Origin of the sequence: Amycolatopsis coloradensis (assembly GCF_037997115.1) — a bacterium.
Taxonomy (GTDB): Bacteria; Actinomycetota; Actinomycetes; order Mycobacteriales; family Pseudonocardiaceae; genus Amycolatopsis; species Amycolatopsis coloradensis_A.
On sequence record NZ_CP150484.1, the window covers coordinates 1,767,187 to 1,785,426 of the forward strand.

21 protein-coding genes and 1 pseudogene are annotated in these 18,240 nt (G+C 68.6%); 10 read left to right on the plus strand and 12 right to left on the minus strand.

Annotated features, from left to right (window positions below):
- Positions 1 to 191: 191 nt before the first annotated feature.
- Entirely contained in the window at positions 192 to 1,091 is a 900-nt protein-coding gene (locus LCL61_RS08135) for a Gfo/Idh/MocA family oxidoreductase (protein WP_340686270.1), read from the minus strand.
- Between the two features lie 122 nt (positions 1,092 to 1,213).
- Between LCL61_RS08135 and LCL61_RS08140 the strand changes: the two genes are divergently transcribed.
- Complete coding sequence (locus tag LCL61_RS08140) at positions 1,214 to 1,669, plus strand: helix-turn-helix domain-containing protein (protein WP_340686271.1); 456 nt, start codon at positions 1,214 to 1,216, stop codon at positions 1,667 to 1,669.
- A gap of 3 nt (positions 1,670 to 1,672) precedes the next feature.
- The gene (locus LCL61_RS08145) at positions 1,673 to 2,125 is read left to right on the plus strand and encodes a PIN domain-containing protein (protein ID WP_340686272.1); all 453 of its coding nucleotides are present in this window, start codon (positions 1,673 to 1,675) and stop codon (positions 2,123 to 2,125) included.
- Between the two features lie 110 nt (positions 2,126 to 2,235).
- Here the strand turns inward: LCL61_RS08145 and LCL61_RS08150 are convergent, their stop codons facing one another.
- The gene (locus tag LCL61_RS08150) at positions 2,236 to 3,096 is read right to left on the minus strand and encodes a 3-hydroxybutyryl-CoA dehydrogenase (protein WP_340686273.1); all 861 of its coding nucleotides are present in this window, start codon (positions 3,094 to 3,096) and stop codon (positions 2,236 to 2,238) included.
- Between the two features lie 89 nt (positions 3,097 to 3,185).
- Positions 3,186 to 3,371, minus strand: a complete 186-nt coding sequence (locus tag LCL61_RS08155; protein WP_007032561.1) for a DUF3073 domain-containing protein — start codon at positions 3,369 to 3,371, stop codon at positions 3,186 to 3,188.
- Positions 3,372 to 3,578: 207 nt separating this feature from the next.
- On the opposite strand from LCL61_RS08155, the gene LCL61_RS08160 reads away from it, so the two are divergent.
- Positions 3,579 to 4,478, plus strand: coding sequence for a hypothetical protein (locus LCL61_RS08160; protein ID WP_340686274.1), 900 nt, complete (start codon positions 3,579 to 3,581; stop codon positions 4,476 to 4,478).
- Here LCL61_RS08160 and LCL61_RS08165 read toward each other — a convergent pair.
- The 3 genes from LCL61_RS08165 to LCL61_RS08175 all read right to left on the minus strand — a co-directional run bounded on the left by LCL61_RS08165 (position 4,475) and on the right by LCL61_RS08175 (position 7,599).
- Positions 4,475 to 5,422: an asparaginase gene (locus LCL61_RS08165; protein WP_340686275.1), complete on the minus strand. Its 948-nt coding sequence runs from the start codon at positions 5,420 to 5,422 to the stop codon at positions 4,475 to 4,477. The two genes, LCL61_RS08160 and LCL61_RS08165, sit on opposite strands and share 4 nt — an antisense overlap.
- A complete protein-coding gene (locus LCL61_RS08170; protein WP_007032564.1) occupies positions 5,419 to 5,982 on the minus strand; it encodes a hypothetical protein in 564 nt (187 codons plus the stop codon). The genes LCL61_RS08165 and LCL61_RS08170 overlap by 4 nt, the downstream gene beginning before the upstream one ends.
- A 489-nt stretch (positions 5,983 to 6,471) precedes the next feature.
- A complete protein-coding gene (locus LCL61_RS08175) occupies positions 6,472 to 7,599 on the minus strand; it encodes a folate-binding protein (RefSeq protein WP_340686276.1) in 1,128 nt (375 codons plus the stop codon).
- 30 nt (positions 7,600 to 7,629) lie between these two features.
- On the opposite strand from LCL61_RS08175, the gene LCL61_RS08180 reads away from it, so the two are divergent.
- Positions 7,630 to 8,484, plus strand: coding sequence for an aminodeoxychorismate lyase (locus LCL61_RS08180; RefSeq protein ID WP_340686277.1), 855 nt, complete (start codon positions 7,630 to 7,632; stop codon positions 8,482 to 8,484).
- Here the strand turns inward: LCL61_RS08180 and LCL61_RS08185 are convergent.
- From LCL61_RS08185 to LCL61_RS42555, 6 genes and pseudogenes are all read right to left on the minus strand, one after another.
- Positions 8,477 to 8,908, minus strand: a complete 432-nt coding sequence (locus tag LCL61_RS08185) for a TFIIB-type zinc ribbon-containing protein (protein WP_340686278.1) — start codon at positions 8,906 to 8,908, stop codon at positions 8,477 to 8,479. The genes LCL61_RS08180 and LCL61_RS08185 overlap by 8 nt on opposite strands.
- Positions 8,908 to 9,321: a hypothetical protein gene (locus LCL61_RS08190; RefSeq protein WP_340686279.1), complete on the minus strand. Its 414-nt coding sequence runs from the start codon at positions 9,319 to 9,321 to the stop codon at positions 8,908 to 8,910. The genes LCL61_RS08185 and LCL61_RS08190 overlap by 1 nt, the downstream gene beginning before the upstream one ends.
- On the minus strand, positions 9,309 to 10,181 hold the full coding sequence (locus tag LCL61_RS08195; protein WP_340686280.1) for a biotin-dependent carboxyltransferase family protein: 873 nt from the start codon (positions 10,179 to 10,181) through the stop codon (positions 9,309 to 9,311). Before LCL61_RS08195 ends, LCL61_RS08190 begins: the two co-directional genes overlap by 13 nt.
- Positions 10,178 to 10,789 (minus strand): 5-oxoprolinase subunit PxpB, encoded by a 612-nt coding sequence (gene pxpB, locus LCL61_RS08200; protein WP_340686281.1) that lies wholly within the window; start codon positions 10,787 to 10,789, stop codon positions 10,178 to 10,180. Before pxpB ends, LCL61_RS08195 begins: the two co-directional genes overlap by 4 nt.
- Positions 10,790 to 10,799: 10 nt before the next feature.
- A complete protein-coding gene (locus LCL61_RS08205; protein ID WP_340686282.1) occupies positions 10,800 to 11,423 on the minus strand; it encodes an FABP family protein in 624 nt (207 codons plus the stop codon).
- Between the two features lie 276 nt (positions 11,424 to 11,699).
- Positions 11,700 to 12,158, minus strand: a pseudogene (locus LCL61_RS42555) (DUF2993 domain-containing protein); the annotation flags it as partial.
- A 143-nt stretch (positions 12,159 to 12,301) separates the two neighbouring features.
- Here LCL61_RS42555 and LCL61_RS08215 point away from each other — a divergent pair.
- From LCL61_RS08215 to pstB, 6 genes are all read left to right on the plus strand, one after another.
- Positions 12,302 to 13,048 (plus strand): response regulator transcription factor, encoded by a 747-nt coding sequence (locus tag LCL61_RS08215; RefSeq protein ID WP_340686284.1) that lies wholly within the window; start codon positions 12,302 to 12,304, stop codon positions 13,046 to 13,048.
- A 63-nt stretch (positions 13,049 to 13,111) separates the two neighbouring features.
- Positions 13,112 to 13,993 carry a mycothiol synthase gene (gene mshD / locus LCL61_RS08220; protein WP_340686285.1) on the plus strand — a complete coding sequence of 294 codons (882 nt, stop codon included), beginning with the start codon at positions 13,112 to 13,114 and terminating at the stop codon, positions 13,991 to 13,993.
- Between the two features lie 229 nt (positions 13,994 to 14,222).
- Positions 14,223 to 15,347, plus strand: a complete 1,125-nt coding sequence (gene pstS, locus LCL61_RS08225) for a phosphate ABC transporter substrate-binding protein PstS (protein WP_340686286.1) — start codon at positions 14,223 to 14,225, stop codon at positions 15,345 to 15,347.
- A gap of 212 nt (positions 15,348 to 15,559) precedes the next feature.
- Complete coding sequence (gene pstC, locus LCL61_RS08230) at positions 15,560 to 16,477, plus strand: phosphate ABC transporter permease subunit PstC (RefSeq protein WP_340688527.1); 918 nt, start codon at positions 15,560 to 15,562, stop codon at positions 16,475 to 16,477.
- 2 nt (positions 16,478 to 16,479) lie between these two features.
- Positions 16,480 to 17,397, plus strand: a complete 918-nt coding sequence (gene pstA / locus LCL61_RS08235) for a phosphate ABC transporter permease PstA (RefSeq protein ID WP_192742570.1) — start codon at positions 16,480 to 16,482, stop codon at positions 17,395 to 17,397.
- Positions 17,398 to 17,407: 10 nt separating this feature from the next.
- Positions 17,408 to 18,184, plus strand: a complete 777-nt coding sequence (gene pstB, locus LCL61_RS08240; RefSeq protein WP_005152681.1) for a phosphate ABC transporter ATP-binding protein PstB — start codon at positions 17,408 to 17,410, stop codon at positions 18,182 to 18,184.
- Positions 18,185 to 18,240 lie beyond the last annotated feature (56 nt).

The following is an 18,240-nucleotide window of genomic DNA, read 5'->3' on the forward strand; positions in this document are numbered from 1 at the left end:
TTCGCATCACAAGATCGACTCGGCACGGCGGAGTGAACGCACTAAGAGGTGATCTTTCCCGGTGGCGGAAAAGGTTTTCCCATGCTGGTGACCGTCCACAAAGGAACCTGTGGACAAACCTGTGGATGACCGCGAACTCTTCGGAAGAAGGCCTTATCGCGTAAGGAAAAGCCTTGTGGGTGACCTGTGTACTACTTGCCGTGTCCGGCGAGCTCCCGCGCGTGCTCGAGCAGCTTCTGCAGGTGCAGTCCGCGACGCACGTCACACGGGTGCGAGGTCGTCCCGCTCGCGGCCATCGCGGCGAAATCGTCCAGGAGCGCGATATACGACTCGCCCGCCGAGCCCGGCTTGCGGCCCAAGGTGCGGTAGCCGTGCTCGCCGTACACGGCCACTTCGACGACCGTCGGCTGGATCGGCAGCCTCAGCGACAGGGTCGCCGTACTGGTCGCGCCACCCTCGTGGGCTAACAGCAACTGCCACAGATCGTCATCGGTCCGGTTCGCGGCGAGCACCTCGGTGATCTCTCCGAGAGCCGCGTCCAGCAGATCGAGGGCGTGCGGGCCGATGTCGGCGAGCGCGCCGGAGTCGTGCCGCCACGCCGACGACTGGTACTGACCGCCGAGCAGCGCGCCCGAAAGCCATCGCGCCCCGCCGCCACGCCAGCCGCCCGCTTCCTTGATGCCGTCGAGCCACTCGCGCGTCATCGGCGAAAACCGCAGGATGAGAACCACGAGGGCCGCGACACCGGCGGCCTCCACCGCGTCCGCGAGCCGCCGCGCGCCGTCGAGGTCGGCGGCGATCGGCTTCTCCAGGATCAGATGCTTGCCCGCTTCGGCCGCCTTGACCGCCAGCTCCGCCTGGACGGCGGGCGGCACCGCGAACGCGACCGCGTCCACCTGGTCGAGCAACTCGTCGAAACTGTCGACGGCTTGGGCGCCATGCGCCTCGGCCAGCTCCTTCGCGGCCTCGGGACGTCTGGCCCAGACCGCGCGCAACGTCATCCCGGGGTGATCGGCGAGACCTGGCGCGTGCACCGTCTTCGCCCACGGACCGGCACCGACCAGACCCGCGCGCAGCTGTCCCTGTCCCACGCCTCCGAGTCTAGGTGTGCCGCCACGCAAGCTGAACGCACCATTGAGTTGCGTTTATTGCGTTTGTTGCGAATAATTCATTGAGAGCCGATACTGGGACCACGTTGAACACGGGAGCAGTGATGACTGCGTTGACCATCGACCAGATCGTCCCGGGACGCCACGACATCGACGTGGCACTCGAGGCGCTTCCGCACGTCGAGGCCTATCTGGCCAGGCGTCATGAACGGGACACCGTGCGGGTCGTCGTCGATGAGAACGAAGAGTCCGTGGTCGTTCCCCGGGGAGTCGTGGATCTGATGGCCCGGGTGCTGGCGTTGGTGGCGGCAGGCGAGAGCGTGTCCATCGTCCCGTCACACGCGGAACTGACCACACAGCAGGCGGCCGACCTGCTCAACGTTTCCCGGCCGTTCCTCATCGGGCTGCTGGAAGCGGGGCGGATCGAGTACCGCACGGTCGGCAAGCATCGCCGCGTGAAAGCCGGTTCCCTCCACGACTACCTGCGTGAAGACGACCGACGCCGCCGCGAGGCCGCGGACGAGCTTTCCGCCCTGAATCAGGAGATGGGGCTGACCTAGCAAGTGGCCTTCGTGGTCCTTTGCGACGCCAATGTGCTCTACCCCAACGTTCTGCGTGATTTCTTGCTCCGGATCGCGCAGAGCGGGTTCGTGCGGGCGAAGTGGACGGACGAAATCCTCGACGAGGTCTTCCGGAATCTCCGGAAGAACCGGCCCGATCTCGACCCGCTCAAGCTCGACAGGACGCGACAGCTGATGAACGCCGCTGTCCGGGACTGCTTGGTCACAGGCTACGAGCCGCTCGTCACCACGCTCGAACTGCCGGACCTGGACGATCGGCACGTGCTCGCGGCGGCGATCAAGGCGCAGGCGCGGGTCATCGTGACCGAGAACCTGCGGGATTTCCCGAAAGGGTTCTCGGCCGCTGGAACGTCGAAGCCCAGAGCGCCGACGACTTCGTCCTGGACCGGGTCGAGCTCAGTGAGCGTGTGGTCGTGGACGCGGTGCGGCGCATAGCCGCAGCGCTCCGCGCTCCGCCCACCAGCGTCGCCGAAGTTCTCGATGCCTTGGAGCGGCTGCGGCCTACGCAAGTCGGTCGCGGCGCTCCGTCGCTGTGAAGAGGCCGGTCAGGAGTAGCTGTAGAACCCGCGGCCGGTCTTCTTGCCGAGCAGGCCGGCGTCGACCATGCGCAGCAGCAGCGGCGGCGAGGAGTACAGCGGCTCCTTGAACTCGGCGTACATCGAGTCCGCGATCGCCTTGATGGTGTCCAGGCCGATCAGGTCCGAGAGCCGCAGCGGGCCCATCGGGTGCGCGGTGCCGAGCTCCATACCGCGGTCGATGTCCTCCGCCGACGCGAAACCCGACTCGATCATCCGGATCGCCGAAAGCAAGTACGGCACGAGCAGCGAGTTCACGATGAACCCGGCGCGGTCCTGCGACCGGATCACCGTCTTGTTCAACGCCGTGGTCGCGTGCTCCTCGGCACGGCGGGCGGTGTCGTCGCTGGTCAGCAGCGAGGGCACCAGCTCGACGAGCGGCAGCACCGGGACCGGGTTGAAGAAGTGGATGCCGACCACCTGCTGCGGGCGGCCGGTGGCCATCCCGAGCTTCATGATCGGGATCGACGAGGTGTTGGACGCGAACACCGCGTCCTCACGCTCGACGATCTTGTCCAGCGACCGGAACACCTCGACCTTGGCCTGCTCCTGTTCCAGGATGGCCTCGATGACGAGGTCACGGTCGGCGAACTCGCCGATCTCGGTGGTGAAGCGGAGCCGTCCGAGTGCCGCGTCGGCGTCTTCCGGCGAGAGCTTCCCGTTCTTGACGCCGCGTTGCAGCGACTTCTCGATCCGCGCCCGCCCGGAGTCCAGCGCCGGCTGGTTGACCTCGGTGACGATCACGTCCAGCCCGGCCCGCGCGTGCACCTCGGCGATGCCCGAGCCCATGAGCCCGGCCCCGACGACACCTACTCGCGCTACGTCAGACATGGCACCTCCTCATATTTTGGGCAGCACGCGACACGCGAGGGTGGTCTACCGGGGCAAGCCCGGATCCACCCTCGCGTGTCACGCGTTGCTCAGCGGCGGTATTCGTCGTACCCGTCGTACGGGTCGTCGTCATACCGCTTGTCGTCCTCGTGCCTGTCTTCCGAGGAACTACTGGACAGCTCGCGCTGCAAAGCATCGAAGTCGGTTTCGTGCGAGCTGTACTTGAGCTCGCGCGCCACCTTCGTCTGCTTGGCCTTAGCCCGGCCGCGCCCCATGGCTCGACCCCCTCGCACAGGGGCGGGGCGGCCGGGGGAATCGGCGGCCCCGCATCGTCTCGACAATTCTTTCCTGCTGACACCGTACCGTGTCCGGGGGGTTGGATGCGACGTGGCACGGTGTGCCGGTGGCGACAGTGTTCACCGAACGCCGGTTACCGGCCGGTCGGTGGCGATAGTCGCAGGTCGGCGTGCCACGATGCTCGTGTGCCCCGTCCGTTCGCGGCTTATCTCCGCGTATATGAGCCCCTGCTCGCGCTGGGGGATCCACCGGACGAACGCCTGCTCGAGGCCGTCGAAGCGGCCCGGCTCGATCGTTCGGCCGCGGGGACGCGCGAGCAGGCATTGTGGCTCAAGTCACAGCATGTGGGGCGGCTGCTGCCCGCCGAACTCGCGGACGGCAGGGCCGCGCCCAGTCTCGTCACCGATGTCCTCGTCCTGGATCCCGAGGACGTGCCGGAGGGTGAGCACGGCGACGCCGGCCCAGGGCTGCTGATCTGCCCGATGGAGATCCGCGCGCGCTCGGCCGCGGCGCTGGTGACGTTCCTCGGTGACGCGCACCCCGCGTTGAAGAACGCGGTGCTCGACGCCGGCGGCGCTTCACTCGACACGATCCGCTCGCGGGCGAAGTCCGCCATCGGCGATCTGTCCGCCTCGGCTTCACACACGCTGTCGACGACGTGGACCGTCCCGCTTCCGTGGTTCGTGCTGTTCGACCCCGGGATGCGCCGGGTCAAACTCGGCAAGGGCCGTGACGACCCCGAACGCGAGGTGTCGTGGCGGGTCTCCATCGCCGACGCGCGGCATCGCGCCCGCGAGGTCGGCGACCTGCTCGAAGCGACCTTCGGCGACTCGGGGCCGGGCCGGGTGCTGCTCGAGACGCGACGCTGGCTCGACAGCTTCCACCCCGGCTCCGCGGTCGAGCTCGACTACGGCGGTCTCGTGCAGCTCTTCGCCGACCCGATCCTCCAGGCCGACACGACCGCCGAAGAGGTGCACGACATCCTCGACGCGCTCCGCACCGGCAATGTCGACGAGCTGGCGGAACTGTTCGCCGACCTGCGGGACTTCTGGGGCGACCTGGCCGCGCGGGAACGCGCGAACTAGCCGTAGAGACCTTCGGCGACCCTCAGCTCGCCGACCGGTTTCCCGCCGCCCAGGACCGCGTCGCGCGCGAGGTCGCCGGCCTCGTCGCCAGGGTCGATGCCGAGGTGGCGCAGCGTCGCGAGCAGCAGCGGGATCCGGGCACGGGCCGCGCCGTCGTCGATCTTCAGTGCCAGCGCGGTGCCGTCCGGGAGGGCGAACGCGTGCACCCCCTCGGCGCCGCCCTTCGAAAGCAGGCCCTCGATGGTCCGCATCAGCACGGTGTCCTCACGGCCGGTGCCCGCGACCTGCCACGGATGCGCGCGGACGGCGTCGGCGACCCGGCGTTCCGGCCCGCCGATGGCCGTGACCAGCCTGCCGAAGGAACGGGCGAGGCCGGTGAGGGAGAACGCGAACAACGGCGCCCCGCAGCCGTCGACGCCGACCGTCTCGATCGTCTCGCTGGTGAGGTCCGCGACGGTGGCCTGGATGATCTTCTGCAGCGGATGGATCTCGGCCTCGTAGTCCTTGGTCGGCCAGCCGAGCTGAGCGCAGGTCATGAGCATCGCGGCGTGCTTGCCGGAGCAGTTCATGGCCGCGCGGCGTTTCCCGGTCGAGGCCACGGCCAGCATGCTGGGCTCGTGCAGCGGGAAAGCGGGCGGGCAGGCCAGCGCGTCCTCGGTCAGCCCCGCGCGGGAAAGCATCGCCAAGGCGCCCTCGACGTGACCGGGTTCGCCGTTGTGCGATCCGCAGCCGAGCGCGAGCTCTTCGTCGCCGATCGTGAGACCGGCGCGGAGCATCCCGACGGCTTGCAGGGGTTTGTTGGACGAACGCGGGTAGACCGGCCGCTCGATGTCGCCCGCGGAGAACCACACCGAGCCGTCCGGGGCGGTGATCACGAGCGCGCCGCGGTGCACGCTCTCCACGAAACCGGATCGGACGACCTCGACCAGGACCGGGTTCGTCACTCGGATCCGCCGCGTTCGGTGTCGAGCAGGTCGTCGACCGATGCCGTGCCCTTGCGATAGCGGGTCGCGATCTCGGCGTTGATGGTGTCCATGACGCTCTGGACCTCGCGACGGTACGAGGAGACCGAAACCTCTTCGTCGGCGTACCGGTTGAGGGCGTTGACCAGCTTCTCGTCCGACAGCGTGCTTACGTCGGAAAGGTCCGTGTCGCCGATGAGCGCCTCGGCGAACCGGCGGTGCTCACCCGCGCGCGACGGCTCCAGCCGCTGGTGCCTGCCCGAACCCGTCGCCGGGCCGATCGCGTTGTCCGCCAGGATCGCGGCCAGCCGCTCGACGACGCTGCTCTCGCCGCCCGAACTCCTGCGCTCCTGCTCGGCCCGCACGATGTCGATCCGCGCGTGCAGCAGGCGCCGCAGGTACGACAGGTCGGTCTCCTCCTGCGCGGCCTCGTCACGGCGCTCGCGCAGCACGGAAAGGGTCAGCTCGCCGAGGTCGCTGAGATACCCAGGGCCGAGCACGCGGTCGATACGACGGCGACCACCGGGCCGGACTTCGATCACCCGCGTAGCTTATCGCGCTCCAGCGAAAATGTTCCGCAGGGAGCGATACCACAAAGATCTCCGCCCCTCGCGACACCCTCCGCCGCACTGCCGGTCTTTCGGTTCCTTCCAGAGCCCGCCCCCCACCCGTCCCGGGGGCGGCCCCTGGTCCAGTCTACCGGGGGTGGAGGCGGAAAAGTGCTGGTCGGCGAAGTTGTCCACAGGTGGGCAACGTTGTGGACAACTTGTGGATGGCTGTGGTGGGCGGGGGTGGAAGTACTTGAAGGCCCCCTTCATGGCGTTAGGCGCAAGGAAGGGGGCCTTCAAGTACTTGGGTCGTGAGTGAAGGGCGAGTTTCCAGCGCTCAGCCGAGGGAAGGCCTTCACGCGCAGTCGCCGTGACCAGTGAGGCGAAAGTGACTCACCTGCAGGTAGTGAAGGCCTCCTTCCCTACCCTCAAGGTAGGCAAGGAGGCCTTCACGGAACAGCGCGGAGCCGCAGAGGACCCCGCCTACCCCCGCAGCCGCTGAGCCGCTTCCCGCCCGGGCGCCGGCGCCTCACCAGGCACCGAGTCCGGATCGATGGCCGCCTGCACCACACGGTCCTCGGCGCCCACCAGCAGCTCCGCACCCGGCTGCGTCGAGCGTTTGACCAGCGCCAGCGCGATCGGTCCCAGCTCGTGGTGCTGCACCACGCTGCCGACGCGACCGACCGTCCGCTCGCCCAGCACCACCGGATCGCCGGTTTCCGGCGTGATCTCCGGCGAACCGTCCAGGTGCAGCAGCGCCATGTACCGCGGCGGCCGCCCGACGTTGTGGACCTTCGCGACGGTCTCCTGTCCGCGGTAGCAGCCCTTCGCCACGTGCGCGGCGGAGTCGACCCAGTTCACTTCGTGCGGGATCGTGCGCTCGTCGGTGTCGAGCCCCAGCCGCGGCCGCAGCGACTCGACCCGCAGCGCGTCGAACGTCCAGCTGCCCGCCGGTCGCGCGCCCGCGTCGGTCAGGCGCCGCCACCAGTCGGCGAGTTCGGCGCGGGGGACGGCGAGGTCGACGCTGTGCCGCCCCGGCCACGGCATCCGCCGCGCGAAACCGCCGGGGATCGCCACGACCGAGTACGGGTCCGAGCCCACGGAGACGCCCACGGAGTCCAGCACGCGGTCCGTGTCGGGGCCGAGGACGGTCAGCAGCGCCAGCTCGTCCGAGACATCGCGGATGTCCACTTTGGACCAGAACTTCATCGCTTCGAGGTACTCGCGCAAAGTCTGCTTGCCGCCGGACGGCAGCGCGCTGGTGGCCACCGCGCCCCTGTCGCTGTCCAGCCACACCGTGCCGTCCGCGTGCGCGAGGACCATGTGCGTGTCGACGCGGCCTTGGCTGTCGAGCACGAGCGCCTCGGTGCCGGTGCCTTCGGCGAGCCCGGTGACGTGCTGCGAGATCACCAAATGCAGCCAGGACAACCGTTCTTCCCCGGTCACGGCCAGAATTTCGCGGTGCGAACGGTCGATCACGACCGCGCCGCGCGCGGCCGTCCGTTGTTCGGCGAAGGGGTCTCCCCAATGCCACGGGACACCCTCTTCAGGATGCCCGTCGGGTGCCGCGATCGGTCCGGGAAGGTCGAGCAGGGGGGAGCGGTAGGGCATGAAACCCATGCTAGTGAGTACCGTGTCCCCATGCGCGTGCTTGCCTTCCTCGACGGGACCCTGGCCGACCCCGAAGCCGCTCACCTGCGGGTGGACGATCTGGGACTGCTTCGCGGCGACGGCGTGTTCGAGACGATCCTCGTCGTCGACGGACGGCCCCGCGAGCTCCGCCCGCACCTCGAGCGGCTGGCCCGTTCCGCGGCCATGCTCGACCTGCCGGAGCCGGACCTCGCCGCCTGGGAGCGCGCCGCGCAGGTCGTCATCGACAACTGGTCCGGCACGGCCGAGATCGCGCTGAAACTGGTGTACACCAGGGGAATCGACGGTGATCCGGAGGCGAAGCCGTTCGGGTTCGCGCTCGGTGTGGAGATCGACGAGAAGGTCCAGCGGGCCCGTGTCGAAGGCGTCGCGGCGATCACCCTCGAACGCGGTTTCGAGCCCGACCTCGCCGAGCGCGCGCCGTGGCTGCTGCTGGGCGCGAAGTCGATTTCCTATGGCGTCAACATGGCCGCGTTGCGGGAGGCGGGCCGCCGTGGCGCGAGCGATGTGATTTTCACCGCCGCCGACGGCACGGTCTTCGAAGGACCGACTTCGACGGTCGTCCTCGCGAAGGACAAGACGCTTTACACGCCGCCGGCGACCATCGGAATCCTGCCGGGGACGACGCAGGCGGCGCTGTTCCGCGGCGCCGAACGGGCGGGCTGGTCGGTCAAGGTCGAGCCGCTCAAGGTCTCGGATCTCACCGAGGGCGAAGGGCTGTTCCTCGCGTCGTCGGTCCGCAAGCTGACCAGGGTGCACACGCTCGACGGCGTCGCGCTCGCCGACTCCAGCGCGATCCACGCCGAGCTGGCCGCCGCGTACGAGAGCGAGTACGCGATCAGCTGAGCGTCGCGCGCAGCTTGGCGATGGTCCGGAGGACCTCGTCCCGGTGCTTCGCCGCCGTCATCCACGCGGGTAGCCGCGCGACCAAGGTCAGGCCCGGACGGTCCCCGAGCTCGCGTTCGCGCAGCTTCGCCACGACGAACCGTTCGATCAGGTCGAGGTGCCAGGCGTGGAACGCCCAGAGGGTGTGCCCGCCGCAGCAGTCGGCGCGCAGCCATAGGGGCTCGCGGAAGAACGGGTCGACCGGACGATTCCACGCGCGGTAGTCGGGGCCGGGAGGAACACGCACCAGGGCGCAGCCGGCGCAGGTCAGCCGATCGGGTGTGACCGAGGCACGGCCGGCGCAGCGCGGGCAGACGACGAGGATCGGCTCGTCCGCGAGGTCCTCGATCCGGATCTGCGGATCGCGGAACCGCGGGGCGTCCATCAGCCGAGCGGGCTGATGATCAGCAGGTGCGGCAGGATCGCTTCTTCCCGGTAGGCCGCGATCTTGTGGTGCCCGTCGAGGATCACCGCCGCGTCGGTGGTCTCCAGCACGATGGCGACCGGCCGGTGCCCGCTCTTGATCGCCGTCCGGTAGTAGCCGACGCGGGACACGTCGGCGGGCGGCCAGTCGGCGCTCGGGGTCAGGTAGCGGTCCTCGGCCAGCCGTTCGGGTCCGGCGACCTGGTATTCGCCGTCGGCGAAGAGATCGAGAAGCGGGCGGAGCGTATCGCCGAGCGGGCGCCGCATCTGACCGGTGGCCAGCGCGATCCGCAGCGACTGCGGAAGCTCTGGTTGGGTGGGGACCGAATTCGTGTCGATGACACCCGTGCCACCGTCGACCTTTACCTGTTCCACACCCTCGTGGACGAGTGAAAGCGGAGAAGGGTTCCGGGTCGGGCCTGCGCGAGGGCCGGGAGTGACGCCTGTCTCACCACGGCCGCCACCGGATAACCGCCGGTAGTTGGATGATCCGCCAAGAACACCACCGGCAACCCGTTCGGCGGCACCTGGACGGCGCCGGTCAGCAGGCCTTCGCTCGGCAGTTCCCGCTCCGCGTATTCGGCCGCGCGAGTCAACGCGTGCCCGTCGAGCCGGAGTCCGACGCGGTTCGATTCCGCCGTCACCGTCCAGGTCTTCGCGAGCCCGGACGCCGGGTTCTCGAACCAGTGCGCCCGCGGCCCCGGGTCGATCGGCACGACGAGCTCGGCCGGTGCGACCGTGGGGGGCACGACGTCGGCACCTCCGGGGATGGACGGCGTGCCGAGCGGGAGGACGTCGCCCGCTTTCAGCGGCGCCGGCCCGATCTCCGACAGGACGTCCCGCGACCGGCTGCCGAGTTCCGCGTCGACCGTGATCCCGCCGGAAACCGCCAGGTAGCACCGCAGTCCGGAGTCGGGAGCACCGATCGCCAAGACCTGCCCCGCCGCCAGCCACACCGGCGCGTGCGAGCCGACTGGGCGCCCGTCGACCTCCACGGCGACGGCGGGGCCGGTCACCGCGATGGTGCAGGACGTCGTGGCGCGCAGCCGTAGCCCGCCGAACAGGCACTCGACTCCCGCGGCGGCTTCGTCGTTGCCGACGAGCCGGTTGGCCAGCTGCAGCGCCGGGACGTCGAGCGCGCCGGACGGCGGGACACCGAGATGCGCGAAACCGGGCCTGCCGAGGTCCTGTACCAGCGCGAGCGGACCGGTCTCGACCACTTCCAAGGCCCTCATCCGGCACTCCGGAACCGCACGCGGTCGCCGGGCGCCAGCAACGCGGGCGGGTCGGCGCGGGGGTCGAACAGGACGGTCCGGGTATGGCCGATCAACCGCCAGCCACCGGGCGAGACACGGGGGTACACACCGGTGAACTCGCCCGCGATGCCGACCGAGCCTGGCGGCACGCGAGTGCGCGGGGCCGACAGCCGCGGCTGCCGCAGCGGCTCGGGAAGCCCAGTCAGGTAACCGAATCCGGGCGCGAAACCGGTGAAGGCCACGGTGTAGACGGCGCCGGTGTGCAGCCGGACGACGTCCTCAACGGACACTCCGGCGTCCCGCGCGACGAGTTCGAGGTCTTCGCCGTCATAGGTCACGTCGAGCGTGATCTCGCGGGATCGGCCTTCCGGCGGATGTTCGAGGTCGGCGTCCGCGAGCAGTTCGCGGACGGCCGCGAGGGCGGCCGAACCCGGGATTTCCACCACGAGCAGGCTGCGGGCGCCGGGCACGAGTTCGGCGATCCCGGGCGGACGCGCGGACGTGACCGTCGCGTGCGCCGCCATCGACTCGGCGAGGGAGGCGCAGTCGAGCAGGGCGGCGTGCTCGCCGTAGGCACGCCACCGCATGGGAAGAGGGTCAGCCCACCACGCGACGCAGCAGCGCCGACGTGTGCGGCTGCAGGTCCTGGCCCATCATCGCGCGCTCCTCGACGTAGCCGAGCTCGCCGTTGACGATGCCGTAGAGCCGCTGCGAAGCCGTGACGTCCTTGGCGGTCGAAGTGCGGACGACCGCGTCGGTGCCGAGCTCCCAGGCCGGGACCGAGGCCTTGCCGCGCGGCTTGCCGTAGAAGAGTTCCACGATGCCGGTGTTGTGGGTCAGCAGCAGCTCGATCGTGTCGTCGGGCTGCGGACGCCAGAACCCGGATTCACGCGCGGCGGGACGGATGACCTTGCCGTCCTCGTCGAGCAGCCAGGCTCGTGCCTCGTGCGTGAGGAACGGGCGGCCGTCGTGCGCGATGGTCAGCTGCATGCCGAACCGGTACGGGCCGTCGATGGTCGGATAGTCGACCTCGCCCTCGCCGCGCCAGACACCGACGAGCGGCAGGAGCGCCAGGCAGGCGTCATTGAGGTTCGGACCTTCGCGCAGGTTCGCGGTGTCGCCCGGGATGGGCATGTCGTCGAACTGCGGAAGGTTCCGGTCGCGCGTGCTTTCCGCGCGCTTCTCCGCGGCCTGGATGGCCTCGTCGCCACTAGCCGTCATCGGTCAGCGCTGGTCCGCGTAAAGCCGGTAGACGACGTACACGGCGAACCAGGTGATCGCGACGCCGGCGAGCACCAGCAGGGTCGTAAACAGGATCTCCACGCCACGCACTTTAGTCGCTACCTGCCCGGACGGGCCTGCCGAGGTCGCGTGGCAGTGCCCACAGGCGCTGAAGGACGCTTTCACCGCATCTGATGCGACGAAGGGGCCCTTCACCGCGTCGCATGCGGTGAAGCGTCGTCGCCGAACGCACCGAGACCGCCGACGTCGCCGCGCTCGGCNCAGCGGTGCCTGCCGCGCGATGTCCGCGGCCTTGATCGTCACCTCGCCCTTGAGCGTGCCGATGACGATCGACTTCGTGTTGCCGGACGTCAGATCCGACAGCGGGGCCGTGACGTCGCTCATGTCGGCGTTGAAGTCCACGTCCCGCAGCCTCGGCGGAACGGCGACGCCCTGGGCGTTGATCGTGATGTGACTGTAGTCACCGGAAAGGGCCTGGGTCAGGAACGGGAAACCGTGCACCGTGACCGCCGGATCGTTGGCCAGTTCCAGCTGCTGGCGTGCCTTCTGGGAGATCGTGTGCTCGGCGAACGCCGCGGCCCCGAAATCGGCCCCGACCAGCAGCACCACCAGCACCGCGAGGGCGATGAGCCAGCCCCGGCCACGGCGCTTCCCTCGCTTGGCGGGCCGGCCGGAAGACGGTCGGTCGTCACGCGCCACGGGCCTGCTCACCATCGTGTCGAATCTCCTTCGTAAACCTCTTTGGCCAGGTGTGATCGATCCAGCACGGGGTAGGTCCTCGGCTGTTCACCCGCTATTCTCACCAAGCACCGGCTGTAGCCACGTTCGAGGCGACCACGACTGAAGGCGGTGCGGCGATGAGCCTGGACCTTCTGGTACTGACCGCGGAAGCAGATGCCACCACGGTATTGCCCGCTCTGGATCTGCTGCCCCACACCGTACGCGTCCGTGCTCCGGAAGTGACCGCGCTGCTCGACGCCGGCCACCGCGACGTCATCGTCCTCGACGCCCGGAGCGATCTCGCCTCCGCGAAGAGCCTCTGCCGCCTGCTCAAGGGCGCCGGTGAGGACGAAACCTCCACGCCGGTCATCGCCGTCGTCGGTGAGGGCGGGCTGGTCGCGGTCAGTGCGGAATGGCGTACCGACGACATCCTTCTCCCGACGGCCGGTCCCGCCGAGGTCGACGCCCGGCTGCGGCTGGTCACCACCCGCGACGGCGGCGCCGCGCAGGTCGACGCCGAACTCCGGGTCGGCGAGCTGGTCATCGACGAGGCGACGTACACCGCGAAGCTCCGCAAGCGCACCCTCGAACTGACCTACAAGGAGTTCGAGCTCCTCAAGTACCTCGCCCAGCACGCCGGCCGGGTGTTCACCCGCGCCCAGCTGCTGCAGGAGGTCTGGGGTTACGACTTCTTCGGCGGCACGCGCACGGTCGACGTCCACGTCCGGCGTCTGCGCGCGAAGCTGGGGCCGGAGCACGAGCAGATGATCGGCACCGTGCGCAACGTCGGCTACAAGTTCGAGCGGCCTTCGAAGGGGGCGGCGAAGCAGGCCATCGCCCCGGACGCGAGCGTCTACGAGCCGAGCGAGCTTTCCGCGCACTGAGTCCCCTTTCCTGTCTGACAAGACGTCCAGGCGGGTGCCGGGTTCCCGGGTAGGGTCGATTTCATGCTCGATCTGGCTTGGACCGGTGAACCGGACACGGAAGAGATCCACGACTTCCTCCTCGCCGTGCGCGAGGCCGACGGCCGTCCGGAGGACACCGGTTTCGCCGGTGGGCAGCATCTCCTGGGGCGCCTCGACGGTGAGTTGGTCGCGTACGCGCACCTGGACACCGAAGGCGATTCGCACGGCAACCAGGTCGCCGAACTGTTCGTCCATCCCGCGCATCGCCGCTCCGGCCACGGCAGGGCGCTCACCAGGGCGCTCGTCGAAGAGACCGCGGGGAAGCCACTGCGCGTCTGGGCGCACGGCGACCACCCCGCCGCCGTCCACCTCGCCGGGACCGAAGGCTTCGAGCGCGCCCGCGAACTGCTGATCCTGCACGCGGATATCAACACAGCGGAGGCCGCGTGGCCGGAGCCCGTGACGCGCGAGGGTGTCACGCTGCGGACGTTCGTCCCCGGTCAGGACGAGGAAGCGATGGTCCGCGTCAACGCGCGCGCCTTCGACTGGCACCCCGAGCAGGGCGCCCTGACCGTCGACGAGGTCCGGGCGACCGAGAAGGAAGCCTGGTTCGACCCCGAGGGCTTCTTCCTCGCGGAAGAGGACGGGAAGGTCATCGGCTTCCACTGGACGAAGGTCCACGACGCCGTCCCCGGCCGGTTCGGCGGCGAGCCCGCGGGCGAGGTCTATGTCGTCGGCATCGATCCGAACGCCCAGGGCGGCGGTCTCGGGAAGGCACTCACGCTCGCCGGGCTGCGGTACCTCCGTGATCGCGGGCTGGGCCAAGTGATCTTGTACGTCGAGGGGGACAACGCGCCGGCGCTCGCGGTCTATTCGAAGCTCGGCTTCACTCGATACGAGGTCGACGTCCAATACGCTCGGTAACCGCCTTCACACGTGCGGCACTTGACCGGTCACGGAGAGCAGACGCGCAGGTCACGGCTGGGACACGGGCCACTTTCGGAGTAGTCGCGCTGCTCACATCGGCCGCCTTGTTCACCTGCCGTTCACCCTTAGACGGCCGCCTGTCCACTGTCGGTGCTTAGTGTCCGGGTCCGGAAGGAACGCTCCCGTTCCACCGATCCGGCGAAAGTCTCCCAGTGGAGGAAATGCAGTGAAGATCATGCGGCCCGCGGGCGCGATCGGCATCGTGGCCACCGCCGCCCTCGTGCTCGGCGCCTGTGGATCCGACCCGGCGGCGACCAAGCCCGGCAGCACCGGTGCCGCCGCCGCCCCCAGCGGCGCGGCGAACGTCGAATGCGGTGGCAAGAGCCCGCTTTCGGCCGAGGGCTCGTCCGCGCAGAAGAACGCGATCGACATCTTCGTGCAGGCTTACGCCGCCAAGTGCTCCGGCCAGAAGGTGAACTACAACCCGAGCGGTTCGGGCGCCGGCATCAAGCAGTTCAACGCGAACCAGGTCGACTTCGCCGGTTCGGACTCGCCGCTCAAGGACGAAGAGGCCGAGAAGGCCAAGGCCCGGTGCGCCTCCGACGCGTGGAACCTCCCGCTGGTCGTCGGCCCGGTCGCCATCGCCTACAAGCTTTCCGGGGTCGACAAGCTGACCCTGACCCCCGAGGTCACCGCCAAGATCTTCAACGGTGGCATCACCAAGTGGAACGACCCGGCCATCAAGGCGGTCAAGGGCAACGAGAGCCTCAACCTGCCGGACAAGGCCATCCAGGTCATCTCGCGCACCGACGAGTCGGGCACCACCGACAACTTCCAGAAGTACCTGAAGGTCGCGTCCAAGGGCGCTTGGACCCAGGGTGACGGCAAGAAGTTCAACGGCGGTGTCGGCAACGGCGCGGAGAAGTCCAACGGTGTCGCCAACGCCGTGAAGTCCGCCGACGGCGCCATCACCTACGTCGAGTCCGCGTTCGCGAAGGACGGCATCAGCACCGCCCTCATCGACAGCGGCTCCGGTGGTGTCGAGCTCAACGCGGCGAACGTCGCCAAGTCCCTCGACGCGGCGAAGTTCAAGAAGGAGGGCACGAACGACCTGGCCCTCGACCTGGACTCGATCTACTCCAGCAACGTCCCCGGTGCCTACCCGGTCATCCTGGCCACCTACGAGATCGTGTGCTCCAAGTACGCGGACCCCGAGGTCGCCAAGGCCGTCAAGGCCTTCCTGAACGTCGCCGCCACCGACGGTCAGAAGCCGCTTTCGGAAAAGGGCTACGTGCCGATCCCGCAGAGCCTGCAGGACAAGGTCCTGACCGCCGTCAAGGCCATCGCCTGACCCTGTTGCCAACCCTTTCGGTTGATCAGTAAAGACAGGCTGGACAGAAGTAGTCGATGAGCGATTCATCTTCGCCCAGAACGCCCACCGGCGACCCCGGTGGGCGTTCTGGCGTCCGCGAGACCTTCACGGAGGACCCGATTTCGGAGCAATCTGCCGCGTCACCGCCCGAGAAGTCCTCGGTGCGACTCGCGAGCCCCAATTCCAGGACGGTGCGACCCGGTGACCGCATCTTCCAGATCCTGACCACCGGAGCCGGCGTCTTCGTCGTCTCGCTGATCGGCCTGATCGGGCTGTTCCTGCTGGTGCAGGCCATCCCGGCGCTCCAGGCCGACAACGTGAACTTCCTGACCAGCCAGGTCTGGCAGACCACCCCGGACGACATGCGCTTCGGGATCATGGGCCTGCTGCTGGTCACGGTGTACTCGTCCCTGCTGGCGCTGATCATCGCGATGCCGATCTCGCTCGGGATCGCCCTCTTCCTTACCCAGTACGCGCCGAAGCGGCTGGCGCGGCCGTTCGCGTACGTGATCGACCTGCTCGCCGCGGTCCCCTCGATCATCTACGGCCTGTGGGGCCTGATGGTCTTCGCGCCCGCGATCGAGCCCTTCTCCCAATGGGTCAACGACACTTTCTCGTGGATCCCGCTCTTCGCGGCGGGCAACGTCTCGCCGGACCTGCGCGGCACCATCTTCACCGCGGGTATCGTGCTGGCCGTGATGATCCTGCCGATCATCACCTCGCTGTCCCGTGAAGTGTTCGAGCGGACCCCGACTCCGCATATCGAGGGCGCGCTGGCGCTGGGCGCCACCCGCTGGGAGGTCATCCGCACCACGGTGCTCCCGTTCGGCAAGGCGGGCTACATCGGCGCTTCGATGCTCGGCCTCGGTCGCGCGCTCGGCGAGACGATCGCGCTCGCGATCATCCTGACCGGCGCGGTCGGCCGCGAGTTCACCTGGAGCCTCTTCGACGGCGGCGCCACGTTCGCCTCGAAGATCGCGGCGGACTACGCGGAACTCAACAACGAGATCTCGGCGGGCGCGTACATCGCGGCGGGTCTCGTGCTGTTCCTGCTGACGCTCATCGTCAACTTCATCGCGCGATCCGTCATCGCCAAGAAGGGGGACTGAGCATGTCCACCACGCTCGAGAAGACCCCCGCCACCACCCCCGCCTTCCAGCAGGTCAGCATGGCCAGGAAGGTCAAGAACGGCTTCGCCACGGCGCTGATCTGGCTGTCGTTCCTGATCGCCGTCGTGCCGCTGGTGTGGCTGCTCGCCACCGTGGTCATCAACGGTGTCAAGCGGATCCCCTACAGCAACTGGTGGACCGAGGACTTCGGCTCGGTTTTGTCGGACGAGGTCGGCGGCGGCGTGGCCCACGCCGTCATCGGCTCGGTGCTGCAGGGCCTGGTCTGCGCGATCATCGCGGTGCCGATCGGCATGCTGGTCGCGATCTACCTGGTCGAATACGGCCGCGGCAAACTCGCGAAGATCACCACGTTCATGGTGGACATCCTCTCCGGTGTCCCCTCGATCGTCGCGGCGCTGTTCATCTACGCACTGTGGATCACCACCTTCGGCCTCCCGCGCAGCGGTTTCGCCGTGTCGCTGGCCCTGGTGCTGCTGATGATCCCGGTGGTCGTGCGCTCCTCGGAGGAGATGCTGCGGATCGTCCCGGACGACCTGCGCGAAGCCTCCTACGCGCTCGGCGTGCCGAAGTGGAAGACGATCATGAAGATCGTCCTGCCGACCGCGCTGTCCGGCATCATCGGCGGCATCATGATGGCGCTCGCCCGGGTCATGGGCGAGACCGCGCCGCTGCTCGTCCTCGTGGGCTACTCGGCCTACGTGAACTGGGACATCTTCGGTGGCGAGCAGGCCGCTTTGCCGCTTCTGATGAACAACGAACGGGTCAGCAACCCGTTCGACGAAGGTACCGTCGCGTTCGACAGGATCTGGGGTGCGGCGCTCACCCTGGTACTGATCATCGCGATCGTGAACCTCCTCGCCATGCTCTTTGCCCGTCTTGTCGCCCCGAAGAAGAAGTGAGCTGTTTGAGATGGCCAAACGAATCGACGTCAAAGACGTGGACATCTACTACGGCAAATTCCACGCCGTGGACGGCGTCACCCTCTCGGTGCCGCCGCGGAACGTCACCGCGTTCATCGGCCCGTCGGGCTGCGGCAAGTCGACCGTCCTGCGCACGCTGAACCGCATGCACGAGGTCATCCCCGGCGCCCGCGTCGAGGGTGAGGTGCTGCTCGACGGCGAGGACATCTACGGCGCCGGGGTCGACCCGGTGCAGGTCCGCCGCACGATCGGCATGGTGTTCCAGCGGCCCAACCCGTTCCCGACGATGTCCATCCGCGACAACGTCGTGGCCGGGCTGCGCCTGGGCGGCACCAAGGGCAAGAAGGAGCTCGACGAGGTCGCCGAGCGCGCCCTGCGCGGCGCGAACCTGTGGAACGAGGTCAAGGACCGGCTGAACAAGCCGGGCGGCGGCCTCTCCGGTGGTCAGCAGCAGCGGCTCTGCATCGCGCGGGCGATCGCCGTGCGGCCCGACGTGCTGCTGATGGACGAGCCGTGCTCCGCGCTCGACCCGATCTCGACGCTCGCCATCGAGGACCTGATCGGTGAGCTCAAGAAGGAGTACACGATCGTCATCGTGACGCACAACATGCAGCAGGCGGCGCGGGTGTCGGACCAGACCGCGTTCTTCAACCTGGCGGGCGTCGGCCAGCCGGGGCGCCTGGTGGAGCTGAACGACACGGAGAAGATCTTCTCGAACCCGGACGAGAAGGCGACCGAGGACTACATCTCGGGCCGCTTCGGCTGAGTCTCCTTTTGCGCGTGAAGGCCCCCTTCCCTCGGCTCAGCCGAGGGAAGGTAGTA